Source organism: Nocardia grenadensis (assembly GCF_050942415.1).
In the GTDB taxonomy this organism is placed as follows: domain Bacteria; phylum Actinomycetota; class Actinomycetes; order Mycobacteriales; family Mycobacteriaceae; genus Nocardia; species Nocardia grenadensis.
This window is the reverse complement of sequence record NZ_CP192054.1, coordinates 3,784,266-3,797,981: the sequence shown is the minus strand read 5'-3', so window position 1 is coordinate 3,797,981 and position 13,716 is coordinate 3,784,266. Positions and strand designations below refer to the sequence as shown.

Sequence of the window (13,716 nt, the reverse complement as noted above, 5' to 3'; positions counted from 1 at the left end):
CTTCCGGTAGTCGGTCTGCCGCCCGCTGGTTCAGCGACCGACCCACTTGGGTTCGCGCTTCTCCAGGAAGGCGTTGACACCCTCGCGCGCGTCCTCGGACTGCAGGGCGTTGCCGACCGCCAGATGTTCCATCACCATCAGCGACTGGATATCGGCGTCCAGGCCGCGGTCGATGGTCATCTTGGTGAGCTTCATGGCGAACGGGCTCTTGTCGATGATCGGCGCGATGAAATCGTCCACCAGGGCATCCAGTTCGGCCGCCGGTGCGGAGGCGTTGATCAGATCGAATGCCTCGGCCTCCTTACCGGAGAGTAGTTTGCCGGTGAGCATCAGCTCCTTGGTCTTGCGGATCCCGATCATGCGCGGCAGACGGTAGATCGGGCCCGCGCCGCCGAAGAGTGCGCGGCGGATGTGGAAGTCGCCGATCTTGGCATCGTCGGCGGCGACCGCGAAATCACAGGAGATCATCAGCTCGAAACCGCCCGCGGTGACGTAGCCCTCCAGCACCGCTACCGAGGGGGTGTTCATGGAGTAGAGGCGGTCGCAGACCTTCGCCGAGAGCACCGCGACATCCATCGCGTTGGTCTTGCCGACGTAGTTCTCCCGCAGTTCGTCCAGGTCGAAGCCCGAGCAGAAGGTGTTGGCCCGGCCGCGCAGCACGAGCACCTTCAGCTCGGGGTCGTTGTCGACCTCGACGATGATCTCGTCGAGCCGATGCAGCAGCTCTACGGTGACCGCGTTCTTCTTGTGCGGGCGGTTGAGCCAGACACGGGCGATTTCGCCGTCTTTCTCCAGGACGATGTGGTCGGTGTCAACCATCGAGGGCCTCTTTCATTGTCCGCTATTGAACTGGATTCACTTCAGTTGTACTCGACGGCGCGGAGGGCGTCAATACGGAATTCCGCGCCGGTCCGGGTCGTTCAGACGCCGATCAGATCGGCGATTCGCGCGCGATGGGTGCGCGAATCACCCTGTGCTGCTTCATTTCCTAGCGCGCGCCGGAAATAGGAATGGACGGGATGCTCCCAGGTGAAGCCGACGCCGCCGTGTAACTGCACCGCTTCGGAGGCCGCGAGTACGGCCGCGTCGGTGCAGACAGTGCCCGCCACCGCCACGGCCAGTCGTGCCGAGTCGGGGTCCTCGGCGTAAAGGGCGGCGGCGTACCGGGACGCCGAACGCGCGCGTTCCAGCTCGATTAGTAGATCGGCCAACCGGTGTTTGACGGCCTGGAAGGAGCCGATCGGTCGCCCGAACTGGTGGCGGGTGCGGGCGTAGTCGACCGTGAGCTCCAGTAGATGATCGACGATGCCGGTGTTCTCGCAGGCTGTGGCGAGGGTGGCCAGGTCGTGCAGCCGCGCGACGGCGGCCGGTGTCGATTCCGGTGTCGTCAGTGTGACGGCCGGGCAGTCGCGGACGGTGAGGTCCGCCTGTCTGCGGGTGGGGTCGAGGACCCGGCGTGGGCTGCGGACGGCTTCCGGTCCGGGCCGCAGGGCGAAGAGGCGGCGGCCCTCGGGGGTATCCGCCGAGGCCACGACGATCTCGGCGGACTCGCCGGCCGGTAGGTGGGTGACCGTGCCGTCGACGCGCCAGCCGCCGGATTCGGCTCGGGCTCGCAGCGCGTCGGTCGCCGGATCGAGGGCGCCGACGGTGGCGAGCGACCGCCCGGCGAGTACCTCGGTGAAGAGGTCGGCGGTCTCCGCGGCGGCCGGCAGCAGTGCCTGCACGCCCAGGACTGCCGAGCTGATCACGGGTTCGCAGACCAGGGCGCGTCCGCATTCCTCGAGAACGACGGCCAGCTCGGCGGTGCCGTAGCCCAGCCCGCCGTGTTCCTCCGGCACGGCGAGCGAGGTCACCGACATCTCGTCGACGAGACGTCGCCACAGCGGTTCGGAGTATCCGCTCGCGGATTCCGCCGCCGCACGGACCTGGTCGATACCGCTGTGCCTGGCGAGCAGCGCCCGCAGGGTTTCGCGCAGTTGTTCCTGTTCCGGGCCGGGCGTGAGAGCCGCCGGTTCCGCCCGCGGCCAGGGAACTTCGACGGCGGCTGCTGAGGTCGGGGACATGATTCTCCGGTTGACTTGAGTTCAATTCGGTAAGCTGAGCGTAGCGGTTCGCGGTCTCGACAAGAAGTGGTTTGCTGAACTAAGTTCATTTCATGAGTTACGTGATCGAGCACTACTACGCGACCGTCGACAGCGGCGGCCTGCGGGACGCGGTGGCGTTGCTGGCCGAGGACGTGGACTTCACGATGGTCCTGCCCACCGGTGTGAAACGGGACCGCGGCCGCCCGGCCATGTTCGAGTACCTCAGCGGCCGGCCGCCGGTGAATCGCAAGCACGTGCTGTTGCGGGTCGCCGCCGACGGGGATGTGCAGTTCGCCCACGGCGCAGTCACCGAGAACGACACCGTGACCACCGGGTACTTCGTGGCCGCGATGCATCTGGACGCGGCGGGACTCATCGACCGATACCAGGTCACGTTCAGCGCGGACTTCGCGCTGGTGGACCGGTCCTCGACCGAAGGAGAACAGAAATGACGACGGATGTGCCCGTGCTGGCCCGGTGGTTCGGCTATATGGATTCCGACGATCCCGATCGGGTGCTCGACATGATCTCCGAAGACTTCACCATGTCGGTGCAGTTCTCCAAGGGATCCGGGGCGAGCGCCGAATTCGTCGGGGACCGGGCCGGTCTGGTCGCCTACCTCGCGCAGCGCGAGAAGAGCACCCTGATCCACCACATCGACGTGGGCGCGGTGGTCGGCGAATACGAACTGGTGCTCGGTCGCACCACCCGCGACGGGGAGTTCGAGGCGTCGTTCAATGCGACCGTCCAGCTCGACGCCGCCGGTGCGGTGCGCCGGCTGCTCATCGCCCGGACACCCGAAGTCGCCTTCGCGCGCTGAGCGGCGCGGGTCCCGGGCCCGTCCGACAAGGAGGACCACCGATGAATCGCCGGCTCTGCCTGGCCCGGCGCCCGGCCGGAAAGCTGGGCGTCACCGATCTCGAGCTGATCGCGGAACCCGTTCCCGACCCCGGTCCGGGCGAGATCCTGGTGCGCAACACCTGGCTGTCGATCGATCCGTCGATCCGCATCCGGCTGGCGGAGACCACACCCGACGGATACCTGCCGCCGCTGCGGCCGGGCGAGGAACTCACCGGTCTCGCCCTCGGTGTGGTCGCCGAAACCCGCCATCCGGACTACGCCGTCGGCGATCTGGTCTCCCACACTCTCGGCTACCGGGAATACGCGCTGGTGGGTGCTGGGACGCAGACCATCGGCGGCTACGGTGCGCCCACCCGGATCGAGGCCGGTGACCTGCCTCCGCAATGGTTCCTCGGGCCGCTGGGCAGCGCCGGACTCACCGCGTATGTAGGGCTGGTGGAGATCCTCGAGCTGACCGCGGCGGACACGCTGTGGGTGTCGTCGGCCGCCGGTGCGGTCGGCTCGCTCGCCGCGCAACTCGCGGCCTCGCGCGGCGCCACGGTGCTCGGCTCGGCGGGCAGCCCGGACAAGGTCGCCTACCTGCGCGACGAACTGGGTATCGCGGCCTTCGACTACCACGGCCCCGCCCTCGCCGAATCGCTGGCCGCGCTCGCGCCCACGGGAATCGACGCGTATTTCGACAATGTCGGTGGTGACCATCTGACCGCGGCGCTGGACGCGCTGCGCCCGCAGGGCCGGATCGCGCTGTGCGGTGCGGTATCCGGTTACGACGGCGGCGCCCCGGCCGGGCCGCCCAACCTGTTCACCATGGTGGCGAAAGGTCTGCGCATGCGGGGTTTCCGGGCCGGATCGTTCAACCACCTCGAGGCGCCGATGCGTGCCGAGGTCGGTGCGCACCTCGCGGCCGGGCGACTGGTCCACCGGGAATCGGTGTTCGAGGGGATCGAGCAGGCGGCGGCCGCACTGGTGGCGATGCTCTCGGGCGCGACCACCGGTAAAACCCTGTGCCGGCTGGTTTGAGGAGCGCCGCGGTGCTCAGCGGTCGCGCTGGGCGCGGCCCATTTTCCGTTCCCGCTCCCGTTCGGCCGCCGTGGCGAGATAGTCACCGAGTTCGCGGCGCAGGGTGGTGTCGAGCGACCGGGCCAGACTGGTGTGCACCGCGGCGACACCGAGCTCACGCATCGTATTGAGCATGCGGGTGGTGGCGGCGATCTCGTCGTTGGAATCCGGTAGCCAGCCGGGCCCGTGCGCGTCGACGATATGTTTCTTCGCCGCGTTGATGAGTAATTCGCTGATATCGTCGATCCGCGTCGCGACCTCGGCGTACACCGAGATCAGCGTGCCCAGTTCCACCCCGTACTCGTGGAGTTCGGTGAACGAGGTGAGCAACTGGGTATCGGTGATCACCACCGTCTCGCCGTCCACCCGGACCAGACCCATCCGGCTCAGCTGCGCTACCAGCTCCTCGGTCTGCTCACCGAGGATGGTGGCGAGCAGCTCCCGGGGGACCTCGAAGGCCTCCTCCTCCGACCAGTTCGCGGTGACGGCGTGCTGCAGACCCAGCACCTCGGTGAGGTCCTTACCGGTTTCCCAGCTGGTGATGAAATCGGCGATATGCGCGGTGGTGAAACCGCGCTGCAACAGCGCATCGATGAGGCGGAGCCGCTCGAGATGGGAATCGTCGTAGATACTGGCCCGGCCGTCGCGGTCGGCCGGGGGCGGTAGCAGGCCGCGTTCCTGATAGGCCCGGACGTTGCGGGAGGTGGTGCCCGCGGCGCGGGCGAGATCGTCGATCCGGTATCGCGCCATGAGTCCGCACCTCCCTCGCCCGCCTGCGCCGGTGACTCCGGCACGCCGAATCCGAGTCTAACCGCCGGTTATGAGACCGATGCCACCGTCGGTGCGATCCGCGGCTCGGCCGCCACCACCGTGTAGTCGTCGAGATCGACCTCGCGCAACTGGTTGCGGTACTGCGTGGCGAACCCCGGGTACATGGTCGCGTTGAACCCGTCCTCGGTCAGATACCAGCTGCGGCAGCCCGAGTTCCAGGTGGTCGCGCCGAGCCTGCGCTGGATCGCCGCGTTGTAACGCTCTTGACGCGCGGAGCGCACCTCGAGCATCCGCAGATCACGATCCAGGATCAGGCCGATCGCCTGCACCAGATAGTCGATCTGCGCCTCCATGTACACCAGCGCCGAGTTGTGCCCCGGACCGGAATTGGGACCGAAGGTCAGGAACAGGTTCGGATATCCCGAGACCGCGACACTGCGGTACGCGAACGCGCCGCGCCGCCATTCGTCGGCGAGCACCCGGCCGTCGCGACCGGTGATCGGGATCGGCGTCCCTGTTTTGGAGACCTCGAACCCGGTGGCGAACACGATGCAGTCGGCGCGATGCTCGATCCCCTCGGCGGTGCGGATACCGTCCGGCGCGATCCGGGCGATGGGCCAGGTGATCAGTTTGCAGTTCTCCCGTTGCAGCGCCGGGTAGTAATCGTCGGTCATGAGCAGTCGTTTGCAGCCCGCCCGGAAATCGGGGGTGAGCTGCCGGCGCAGCCACGGATCGGCGACCTGCCGCCGCAATTGCGCCCGGCCGACCAGTTCGACCACCCGGGTGAGCGGGGTGTTCCAGACGACGCCGAGCGCCACCGACTCGTGTCCGTAGAACCATGCCTGCCGCGCGAGGCTCTGCGCGCCGGGAATGTGCCGGTAGAGCTCTTTGGCGAGGGCGCCGGTGCGCCGGTTCACCCGGGGCAGGACCCAGCCCGGGGTGCGCTGGAAAACCTTCACCGAACCGGCTCGTTCGACCAGTTCCGGAATGATCTGCACCGCACTGGCTCCGGTACCGATCACCGCGACCCGTTTGCCGGTGAAATCGTAGTCGTGGTCCCAGCGGGCGCTGTGGATCGTATGGCCGGTGAAGGAGTCGATACCCGGGATATCGGGATAACCGGGTTCGGTCAGCGGCCCGGACGCCAGCACCACCGCGCGGGCGCGGACCGTCCCGGAGCCCTCGATCGAGATATCCCAGGTCCCGGTGGACTCGTCGAATTCCATTCCGGTGACGTTATGCCGCAGCCGGATATGCGGTGCGATACCGGATTTCGCCACCATCGAGTCGATATAGCCCAGGATCTCATCGCTCCCGGAATAGGTGTGTGACCAATCCGGGTTGGGCGCGAAACTATAGGAGTAGAGCCGGGAGGGAATATCGCACGCGGCGCCGGGATAGGTGTTGTCTCGCCAGGTTCCGCCGATCGCGTTACCGCGTTCGAACACCGCGAAATTCGTGAGACCGCGGTCCCGCAGCCGGATGGCCGCGCCGATCCCGGCGAATCCCGCACCGATCACGGCGACATCGAGCGGGGCTGTGCTGGTCGTGGTCATATCCGTCCTCGTCACGCGGCGGGGGTGTAGGTGATTTCCTTCGACCAGCTCGGGTCCTTGCGCAGCAGCCGCCGTGGAATACGTCCGGTGATCTTCACCAGGGTGTCCGCGAGCAGGTGATACGGGTGCTTCCGGTCGACGACCCAGTCCCCGTGCATCTTCACGATCTGATACATCGGCAGCCGGCGTGCGAACTCGCTGCGTTCGCCCACCTTCCGATAGCGCTCGAGCGCCGAGTACAGCTTCTTCTCGTCCACCCCCATCGCGACAATATTGTCCCGCATCTTGTTCAGCAGCGGCATATAACTCAGCACGCCGATCAGGAAGGTCGGCCTCACCCAACCGCCGACCAGTTCGATGAGCAGTTTGCGCATCTCGGCGTGACCCAGCACATCCATCACCGCGAAATCGACCGCCAGATGCCGGGATTCGTCGGCATTGATCCGCCGGAACACCTCCTGGCATACCGGGTCCTCGATCTCGTCCATGATGAATTTGACGAGTGCGCCGTCCAGTGCCACCTCGAGCATCGGGATCACGGTCCCCAGGAACGACAGCGACATCTCGTCGGCGTATGTGTCCAGGAAGTCGATCACCAGTTTGACGTTGATATTCGGCTGTGGGATCTCTTCGCCGTCGAGCATGCCCCAGCGCCGCATCAACGCGAGTTCGGCATTGGCGTGTTTCTGCTCCTCGGCGTGGAAATAACGGTAGATCTCCCGCAGGGTCTCGTCGGGAGCCTTCTTGGCCATGGCGGCGAATCCGCGCGCCCCCACATTCTCGATCCACATCAGGTCCGATATGAACGGCTTCAGGCGCGCGTGCTGTTCGGGGGTGATCGTTTCCGCGCCCGGTGCGTCCCAATCGATATCGGCCAGTGCCCACTGGCGGTCCTTGATCTTCTCGAGCATGTCCTGGAAGTCCATGGTCGCCATATCAGACTCCTGTTCTCTGGATAGTGGTCGGCGTGGCCGGCGCGTCCTGCGGCAGCAGCCGCTCGAGCAGGCCCGCCACGGTCGTGTACGGTCCGGGGAACGCCCGCTTGAGCAGCCAGATCAGCTGGGCGTCGGGCTGCGGGAGGACATGGAGCCGGCCGCGGTCGTGCGCGTCGAGGGTGATGCGGGCGACGCGCTCGGGGGAGAAACCGGTCCAGCGCATGAGGGTGTCGGCGAGATGGCGCGACCCCGGGGTGATCCGCCCGTCCCGGGCGACATCGGTCCGGACGAAGGTGGGGCAGAGTACGGTGACCGCGATATCGGTGCCGCTGAACTCCGCGGCCATCGTCTCCGACAGGGCGAGCACGCCGGCCTTGGAGGTGTTGTAGACCGCCATCGAGGGCGCGGCCGCGAAACCCGCGGCCGAGGCCACATTGATGATGCCGCCGCGGCCGGTGGACCGCAGCCGGGGTGCGAAGATCTCGCATCCGTGCACCACGCCCCACAGGTTGATACCGAGCGCCCACTCCCAGTCGGCGAACCCGATCTCGCCGACCGGTTTCCCGCCGATTCCGACGCCGGCGTTATTGACCACCAGCGAGACCCCACCGTCGAACACCGAGTCGGCGAACCGGGCGAGGATCTCCACATCCTCGCGGCGGGCGACATCGCAGCGGAAAGCGTGGGCGGCGCCGGGATGTTCGTGTTCGATGAGGGCGACCGTTTCCGCGGCGCGGCTCTCATCGATATCGGCGCAGACGATCTGTCCGCCTCGGGCGGCCAGTTCGCGGGCCAGGGCGCGGCCGATCCCGCTCCCGGCCCCGGTGACCACCGCGCGGGCGCCGTGGGTGCGGCCCGAGGTGCCGAACGGCAGGAGATCACGCAGGGCTGTCATCTCGGCTCACTTTCCGTGGGGTGCCGGCCTCGAGTGCCGCGCAGAGGAAATCGGCGGCCCGGCCCAGGGGCGGCGTCGGCCTCGGGGGTCAGGCGCGGTAGTGCCTGTGCGGCCGGCCGTGAACGCGGGGAGGGCGTCCGCGGGACGTTCGAGCGCGAGGTCCTCATCGACCTAGTCATGTGTTCAGAATCATTCAGTAATGTGCCATTTGTCAATGGCGGATTATTGGCGGATCAATCGGTGGTGTGACCGGTGACATATCCACGACTGTCACGTTTCGGACCGCTGCCCTGTCCCATGACAGACACCGAGACGAGACCCAGGGAGAACGCCATGAACGCCACCCACCACCAGGACATCGTGATCATCGGCGCCGGCTACACCGGCATGTTGGCCGCACTGCGTACCGCCCGGCGTACCCGTCGGATGCCGGTCCGCATCACCGTGGTGAACCCGTCGGCCCGGTTCACCGAACGTCTGCGCCTGCATCAGATCGCCACCGGGCAGCAGTTGGCCGAGTACTCCATCCCCGATCTGCTCGCCGGTTCGGATATCGAGTTCCGCCGGGCCGCCGCGACAGCACTCGACCCCACGAAGCGCATGGTGGCGCTCGACGACGACACCGCCCTGGGCTACGACATCCTGATCTACGCGCTCGGCAGCGTCAGTGACACCGCGGGTGTGCCCGGGGCTCGGGAACACGCCTTCACCCTGGACAACCGGGCGCTCGCGCAACGGTTCTCCGAACAACTACCCGGAATCGCCGCGACAGGTGGCTCCGTCACAGTATGCGGTGGCGGCCTCACCGGAATCGAGGCCGCCACGGAGATCGCCGAGAGTTATCCGGGCCTCTCCGTCACCTTGCTGAGCCGGAACGAGCCAGGCGCCATGATGGGTGAAAAGGCCCGCGCCTACCTGAGCCGGGCACTGGATCGGCTCGGTATCGACCGGCGGGTGGGCAGCGACGTCGCCGAGGTAGTGCCGGGCGCGGTGCGGTTGTCGGCCGGCGAACTGCTCGAATCCGATCTCACGCTGTGGACGGCGGGAGTCCGGGTGCCGCCGCTGGCGGCCGACGCGGGAATCCGGACCGACGAGCGTGGCCGGGTCGTCACCGACGCCACCCTACGTTCGGTATCCCATCCCGAAATCTATGCGGTCGGCGACGCGGCGGCGGTCCGGATGGAATGGGGCCCACTGCACGGCACCTGCCAGAGCGGTATGCCGACCGCCGCCTATGTCGGAGACACCATCGCGCGCCGGCTGAAGGGCAAGAAGGTGGCGCCCTTCCGCTTCGGATACGTCCACCAGCCCCTGAGCCTGGGCCGCAACGATGCGGTGATCCAGTTCGTCACCGCAGACGAGACGCCCCGCCGCTGGTACCTGACCGGCCGGGTCGCGGTCGGGTACAAGGAGACCGTCAGCAGCAGCCCGCTGCCGGTGTTCCGGCTGAGCAGGCATCTCCCGGTTCCGGTCCGGCCCTCGTCCGCGGGACACGTCGCCTGAAATCACCCTGGCGCGGTGGCGACCGGACAGAATCGATCACGATGGGACACCACGAGCACAATGCGGGGACAGCGGCCTCGGCGGATCATTTCGGCGAGCATCGGGGCCTGCTCTTCGGCGTCGCCTACCGGATGCTGGGCAGCGTGGCCGATGCCGAAGATGTCCTGCAGGACACCTGGCTCACCTGGAACGCGGCCGATCGCGCCGGGGTCGCGCACCCGAAGGCTTACCTGGTCCGGACGGTGACCAACCTGTCGATCAACCGGCTCACCTCGGCGCGCGCGGTCCGGGAGCGATATATCGGTCCGTGGCTGCCCGAACCCCTGCTCACGGCGCCGGACTCGACCGAGGAGGAAGCCGAGATGGCGGACAGTGTGTCCATGGCCCTGCTCGTGGTCCTGGAAACGCTCACGCCGGTGGAACGTGCGGTGTTCGTCCTGCACGAGGTGTTCGGGTACCCGTACGGCGAGATCGCCGGATATCTGGAGCGACCCGAGGCCACCATCCGCCAGATCGCGCACCGTGCCCGAGGACATGTGCGAGCTCGCCGGCCCCGGTGCGATACCGAGGAGCAGCCCCGCACGGCGATCGTCGAGCGATTCCTCGCGGCCTGCCGCGGGGGAGACGTGAACGCGCTCATGGAGGTATTGGCACCGGATGTCACCGCCTGGAACGATGGCGGTGGGAAGATCACCGCCGCGCGACGGCCGGTCCACGGGCCCGATCATGTGGCGCGCTGGATGATCGGTGTATTGGCCAAGCCGATCAGTGCCGGTATCGAACTCGCCACCGTGCCTGTCAATGGGGAGACCGGGATCCTGGGCACGATCGATGGACACCCGATCGGTGTGCTCACCTTCGAAATCGCCGGTGGATGCATTCACGGACTGCGTTTCCAGGTCAACCCCGACAAGCTCGGCGGGGTGTGCGGCGGTCCGAATCCGGTGGAGTGAACACCGGCGGCATCAGGGTGTCGACCTGGCAGGTGACCCGCGTGGCGCTCCCGGCCGCCACGCGGTGCTGCGGCACGATGAGGAGATGAATATCGACCTTTCCGGACGGCACGCACTGGTCACGGGTTCCAGCCAGGGCATCGGCCTGGCCATCGCCACCGCGCTGGCGCGGGCCGGCGCGTCGGTGATCGTGAACGGGCGCGGGCCGGATAAGGCCGAAGCGGCCCGCACCCGCATTCTGGAGGAAGTATCCGGGGCGTCGGTGCGTGCTGTCGCCGCCGACCTCTCCTCGGCCGTGGGGGCCGGAATACTGCGGGAGAAGGTCCCCGAGCTGGATATTCTCGTCAACAACCTCGGCATCTTCGAGGCGAAACCGGTACTCGAGATCGACGATGACGATTGGCGGCGCTACTTCGAGGTGAATGTGCTGTCCGCCGTCCGGTTGCTCCGGATGTATCTGCCCGGCATGATGCAGCAGGGTTTCGGCCGTGTCATGAACATCGCCAGCGATTCGGCGGTGGTGACCCCGCTGGAGATGGTGCACTACGGCACCACCAAAACCGCGCTGCTCGCCGTCACCCGTGGCTACGCGAAAGCCGCGGCGGGCACCGGGGTCACCGTCAATTCCGTGATGGCGGGCCCGACCCATACGCCCGGTGTCGAGAATTTCGTCCGCGACCTGGTCGGCTCCGAACTCCCCTGGGAGGAGGCCCAGCACCGGTTCATGCTGGAACATCGCCCGCATTCGCTGCTGCGGCGTCTGATCGAACCCGCCGAGATCGGCAATATGGTGGTCTACCTCGCCTCGGATCAGGCCTCGGCCACGACCGGAGGCGCGGTCCGGGTGGACGGCGGCTACATCGATTCCATCCTGCCCTGACCAGGTCGCTCGACCGCCGCGATACGCCGGTCGAGCGGTGTCAGGCGATATCGAACTCGGTGCTGGTCCCCACAATCGGCTCCAGGCGGCCGTCGGGCGTGAGCCGATCGGCGAAGTGCACGAAACGATGCCGTCCCGGCGCGGTATCGGTGGGGATGTCCCAGGTGAAGGATGCCACCGAGATACCCGGGCCGCGAGTGCTCCAGTGGAAGCGCACGGCCCACTCACCTTCGTTCGCGACCCGTACCCACGTCCCGTTCACCAGCCGCTGCGCCTCGAGGAAGGTGCCGTTGCGGCGGGGATTGTGTTTCGGGTGGGCGGAGACGAATTCCACCTCGGCCCGGGCGCCACGGGTGTAGTGCGGGGCCGGCGGGGTGAGTACGGCGCCGAAATCGTGTCCCGGCAGGGCGGTATCGGGGCCGGGGGCGGGGACGAAGTCGGGTTGCAGATGCGAGAGGTCGCGCGGGGCCGGGCCCCGGTCGACGGCCGCGCCGGTGGCGAGCGCGGTGGCCAGCCGCGTGAATTCCTGCTGGTAGGCGGGCAACGTGTACCGGCCGAACAGGGTGGACGCGCCCTCGTACTGCTGCGCGTCGTATTCCTCCGGGGTTGTGACGTATTCGTGGTAGGCGTTGGCGTACCCCTGGAGCAGTACCTGATCCAGTTCGACCCCGAGTGCCGCCGCCACCGCCCGGCGCACCCGCAGGCCGGCCACAATGGTGAACTCGCCACCGGCCGCCGCCAGATACAACTCGCCGAGGCGGACGATCTGGATCGGCACGACACTGGGCACCCACGGTGCCGGTGGCAGCAGATCGAACGGTACCGCGATCGCCTTGGGCGCCTGGGCATCGGCCAGCCAGCCGGGTGCGGGCTGATGCGGGTCGCCGAGGAAGTCGAGGAAGGGGTTGCGTACGCCCTCCGGAATCGGGCCGCCCGGCAGGCCCGGACCGTCCTCGACACTCCCGGCGAGCAACGACACACCTGCGGCGGGCGGGGCGGTGCGGCGGGCGGCGCCGTCGGGCGTGAACCGTCCGTCGACCGCGATATCGGACAGGTCGATGTAGCAGAACACCGAGCCCACCGGCCCGTTCATGGGGTTCGCGGCCGCGACCGCCGTGCGTGCGGCATCGTGCTGGCGCTCACCGAGGATGCGGGTGTTGTCGAACTCGTTGCCGGTCGGCCCCGATCCGGGCCGCAGATCCAGATTCGGCGACATATCGCCGGCATTGGTCTGGGCGAAGGCGGCGATGTAACCCGGTGCGCCGTCCAGATAGCGCACGCCGTGGTCGGTGTGCTCGCAGGCGAATGCCGCGTAACCCTTGTTGTCCGAGCTGATCAGCCGGTTCTTGTTCGTCATCGAGGTGTTGTGGGTGGCGAACCAGGTGATCGCGCCGACCTCTTCTCCGGCCTTCCTGATCGATACCGTGGTGACCGCCGGATCGATGGCGTCCGGGAAGTGCGCCCGGTCCGCGGCGGGGTTACGGTCGAAGGCGACCCGGGACCGGTTCACGCTGGCGTTGCGCAGTTCGGCGCGGCCGAGGGCGAGCGTCCCGGGGGAGAGGTCGGCATGCGCGGCCGCGATGGCTTCGACGAGTCCGTTCACCTCGGCGTCGTACACCTGCTGCTTGAACCCGAGAATAGACAGGTTGTAGGCGTAGTCGTGGGCGGCCCCGCCGCAGACCGCGTGCGAATGTGTCGACGTGAGCAGGACATTGCGTTCGGTGTACAGATCGCCGAAACGGCGGCCCAGTTCGGTGAGCACGCCGCGGTGCACCGACTGGAAGATCATCGCGTTCTCGGCGACGGCGAAGACGACCCGCTCCGACCCGGAGGCGAAGACGAACGCGCGAGCGCGGGGGCGCAGGTGGATGCCCGCGGTGGTCTGATCCTGCTGGGAGTAGCCCATCATGCCGCATTCCGCGGCGGGACCGGTGATATCGGAGATACCCAGGCCCACGAGGTAGCCGCCGGGTGCGGCCTGTGCGGTGGCGGCGAACTGCGCACCGAGACCCGGTGCGGTCGCGGTGAGCGTACCCAGCGCGACCGTTCCGGCCGCCGCTCCCGCCAGCACCGTGCGGCGGGGGAGCGCCGCCCGGTCGGATTCCGTGGGACGCGCCGCGGACCGTATTTCGGAGGTTGCCACCATCGAGATGTCCTTCCTGCTCGACTGGCAGCGAACCACACTGTTGAACAAACGTCCAGATGCGGCCCGGCCGGTC

General features: G+C 67.6%; 13 protein-coding genes. 6 read left to right on the top strand and 7 right to left on the bottom strand.

Translation table 11 applies throughout. The features are described 5' to 3' along the window. Positions 1–30: 30 nt before the first annotated feature. Together ACQPYS_RS17275 and ACQPYS_RS17270 are read right to left on the bottom strand one after the other, a co-directional pair. Positions 31–819: an enoyl-CoA hydratase/isomerase family protein gene (locus ACQPYS_RS17275; RefSeq protein ID WP_063035013.1), complete on the bottom strand. Its 789-nt coding sequence runs from the start codon at positions 817–819 to the stop codon at positions 31–33. Positions 820–920: 101 nt separating this feature from the next. After that, positions 921–2,063, bottom strand: a complete 1,143-nt coding sequence (locus ACQPYS_RS17270; RefSeq protein ID WP_433490171.1) for an acyl-CoA dehydrogenase family protein — start codon at positions 2,061–2,063, stop codon at positions 921–923. A 92-nt stretch (positions 2,064–2,155) separates the two neighbouring features. On the opposite strand from ACQPYS_RS17270, the gene ACQPYS_RS17265 reads away from it, so the two are divergent. From ACQPYS_RS17265 to ACQPYS_RS17255, 3 genes are read left to right on the top strand one after another with little or no spacing between them, the layout of a single operon-like run. Then, positions 2,156–2,536 carry a nuclear transport factor 2 family protein gene (locus ACQPYS_RS17265; protein WP_063035011.1) on the top strand — a complete coding sequence of 127 codons (381 nt, stop codon included), beginning with the start codon at positions 2,156–2,158 and terminating at the stop codon, positions 2,534–2,536. Continuing rightward, positions 2,533–2,904, top strand: coding sequence for a hypothetical protein (locus ACQPYS_RS17260; RefSeq protein WP_431937728.1), 372 nt, complete (start codon positions 2,533–2,535; stop codon positions 2,902–2,904). The genes ACQPYS_RS17265 and ACQPYS_RS17260 overlap by 4 nt, the downstream gene beginning before the upstream one ends. 41 nt (positions 2,905–2,945) lie before the next feature. Continuing rightward, positions 2,946–3,965, top strand: a complete 1,020-nt coding sequence (locus ACQPYS_RS17255) for an NADP-dependent oxidoreductase (protein ID WP_433490170.1) — start codon at positions 2,946–2,948, stop codon at positions 3,963–3,965. 15 nt (positions 3,966–3,980) lie between these two features. Here ACQPYS_RS17255 and ACQPYS_RS17250 read toward each other — a convergent pair whose 3' ends face one another. The 4 genes from ACQPYS_RS17250 to ACQPYS_RS17235 all read right to left on the bottom strand — a co-directional run bounded on the left by ACQPYS_RS17250 (position 3,981) and on the right by ACQPYS_RS17235 (position 8,161). Continuing rightward, positions 3,981–4,754, bottom strand: a complete 774-nt coding sequence (locus tag ACQPYS_RS17250) for a MerR family transcriptional regulator (protein WP_433490169.1) — start codon at positions 4,752–4,754, stop codon at positions 3,981–3,983. 68 nt (positions 4,755–4,822) lie between these two features. Then, positions 4,823–6,331: a flavin-containing monooxygenase gene (locus ACQPYS_RS17245; protein WP_433490168.1), complete on the bottom strand. Its 1,509-nt coding sequence runs from the start codon at positions 6,329–6,331 to the stop codon at positions 4,823–4,825. Between the two features lie 11 nt (positions 6,332–6,342). After that, the gene (locus ACQPYS_RS17240) at positions 6,343–7,266 is read right to left on the bottom strand and encodes a ferritin-like domain-containing protein (protein WP_433490167.1); all 924 of its coding nucleotides are present in this window, start codon (positions 7,264–7,266) and stop codon (positions 6,343–6,345) included. A gap of 1 nt (position 7,267) precedes the next feature. Beyond that, complete coding sequence (locus tag ACQPYS_RS17235; protein WP_433490166.1) at positions 7,268–8,161, bottom strand: SDR family NAD(P)-dependent oxidoreductase; 894 nt, start codon at positions 8,159–8,161, stop codon at positions 7,268–7,270. Positions 8,162–8,494: 333 nt separating this feature from the next. Between ACQPYS_RS17235 and ACQPYS_RS17230 the strand changes: the two genes are divergently transcribed. From ACQPYS_RS17230 to ACQPYS_RS17220, 3 genes are all read left to right on the top strand, one after another. Further along, a complete protein-coding gene (locus ACQPYS_RS17230; RefSeq protein WP_433490165.1) occupies positions 8,495–9,664 on the top strand; it encodes an NAD(P)/FAD-dependent oxidoreductase in 1,170 nt (389 codons plus the stop codon). A gap of 41 nt (positions 9,665–9,705) precedes the next feature. Further along, entirely contained in the window at positions 9,706–10,617 is a 912-nt protein-coding gene (locus ACQPYS_RS17225) for an RNA polymerase sigma-70 factor (protein WP_431937734.1), read from the top strand. Between the two features lie 85 nt (positions 10,618–10,702). After that, entirely contained in the window at positions 10,703–11,497 is a 795-nt protein-coding gene (locus ACQPYS_RS17220) for an SDR family NAD(P)-dependent oxidoreductase (RefSeq protein ID WP_433490164.1), read from the top strand. 40 nt (positions 11,498–11,537) lie between these two features. Here ACQPYS_RS17220 and ACQPYS_RS17215 read toward each other — a convergent pair whose 3' ends face one another. Then, positions 11,538–13,643, bottom strand: a complete 2,106-nt coding sequence (locus ACQPYS_RS17215; RefSeq protein WP_433490163.1) for a neutral/alkaline non-lysosomal ceramidase N-terminal domain-containing protein — start codon at positions 13,641–13,643, stop codon at positions 11,538–11,540. Positions 13,644–13,716: the final 73 nt, after the last annotated feature.

Excerpts from the sequence above, each read along its gene's own strand:
- ACQPYS_RS17275 (WP_063035013.1), bottom strand. The coding sequence starts at position 819 with ATGGTTGACACCGACCACATCGTCCTGGAGAAAGACGGCGAAATCGCC.
- ACQPYS_RS17270 (WP_433490171.1), bottom strand. The coding sequence starts at position 2,063 with ATGTCCCCGACCTCAGCAGCCGCCGTCGAAGTTCCCTGGCCGCGGGCG.
- ACQPYS_RS17265 (WP_063035011.1), top strand. The coding sequence starts at position 2,156 with ATGAGTTACGTGATCGAGCACTACTACGCGACCGTCGACAGCGGCGGC.
- ACQPYS_RS17260 (WP_431937728.1), top strand. The coding sequence starts at position 2,533 with ATGACGACGGATGTGCCCGTGCTGGCCCGGTGGTTCGGCTATATGGAT.
- ACQPYS_RS17255 (WP_433490170.1), top strand. The coding sequence starts at position 2,946 with ATGAATCGCCGGCTCTGCCTGGCCCGGCGCCCGGCCGGAAAGCTGGGC.
- ACQPYS_RS17250 (WP_433490169.1), bottom strand. The coding sequence starts at position 4,754 with ATGGCGCGATACCGGATCGACGATCTCGCCCGCGCCGCGGGCACCACC.
- ACQPYS_RS17245 (WP_433490168.1), bottom strand. The coding sequence starts at position 6,331 with ATGACCACGACCAGCACAGCCCCGCTCGATGTCGCCGTGATCGGTGCG.
- ACQPYS_RS17240 (WP_433490167.1), bottom strand. The coding sequence starts at position 7,266 with ATGGCGACCATGGACTTCCAGGACATGCTCGAGAAGATCAAGGACCGC.
- ACQPYS_RS17235 (WP_433490166.1), bottom strand. The coding sequence starts at position 8,161 with ATGACAGCCCTGCGTGATCTCCTGCCGTTCGGCACCTCGGGCCGCACC.
- ACQPYS_RS17230 (WP_433490165.1), top strand. The coding sequence starts at position 8,495 with ATGAACGCCACCCACCACCAGGACATCGTGATCATCGGCGCCGGCTAC.
- ACQPYS_RS17225 (WP_431937734.1), top strand. The coding sequence starts at position 9,706 with ATGGGACACCACGAGCACAATGCGGGGACAGCGGCCTCGGCGGATCAT.
- ACQPYS_RS17220 (WP_433490164.1), top strand. The coding sequence starts at position 10,703 with ATGAATATCGACCTTTCCGGACGGCACGCACTGGTCACGGGTTCCAGC.
- ACQPYS_RS17215 (WP_433490163.1), bottom strand. The coding sequence starts at position 13,643 with ATGGTGGCAACCTCCGAAATACGGTCCGCGGCGCGTCCCACGGAATCC.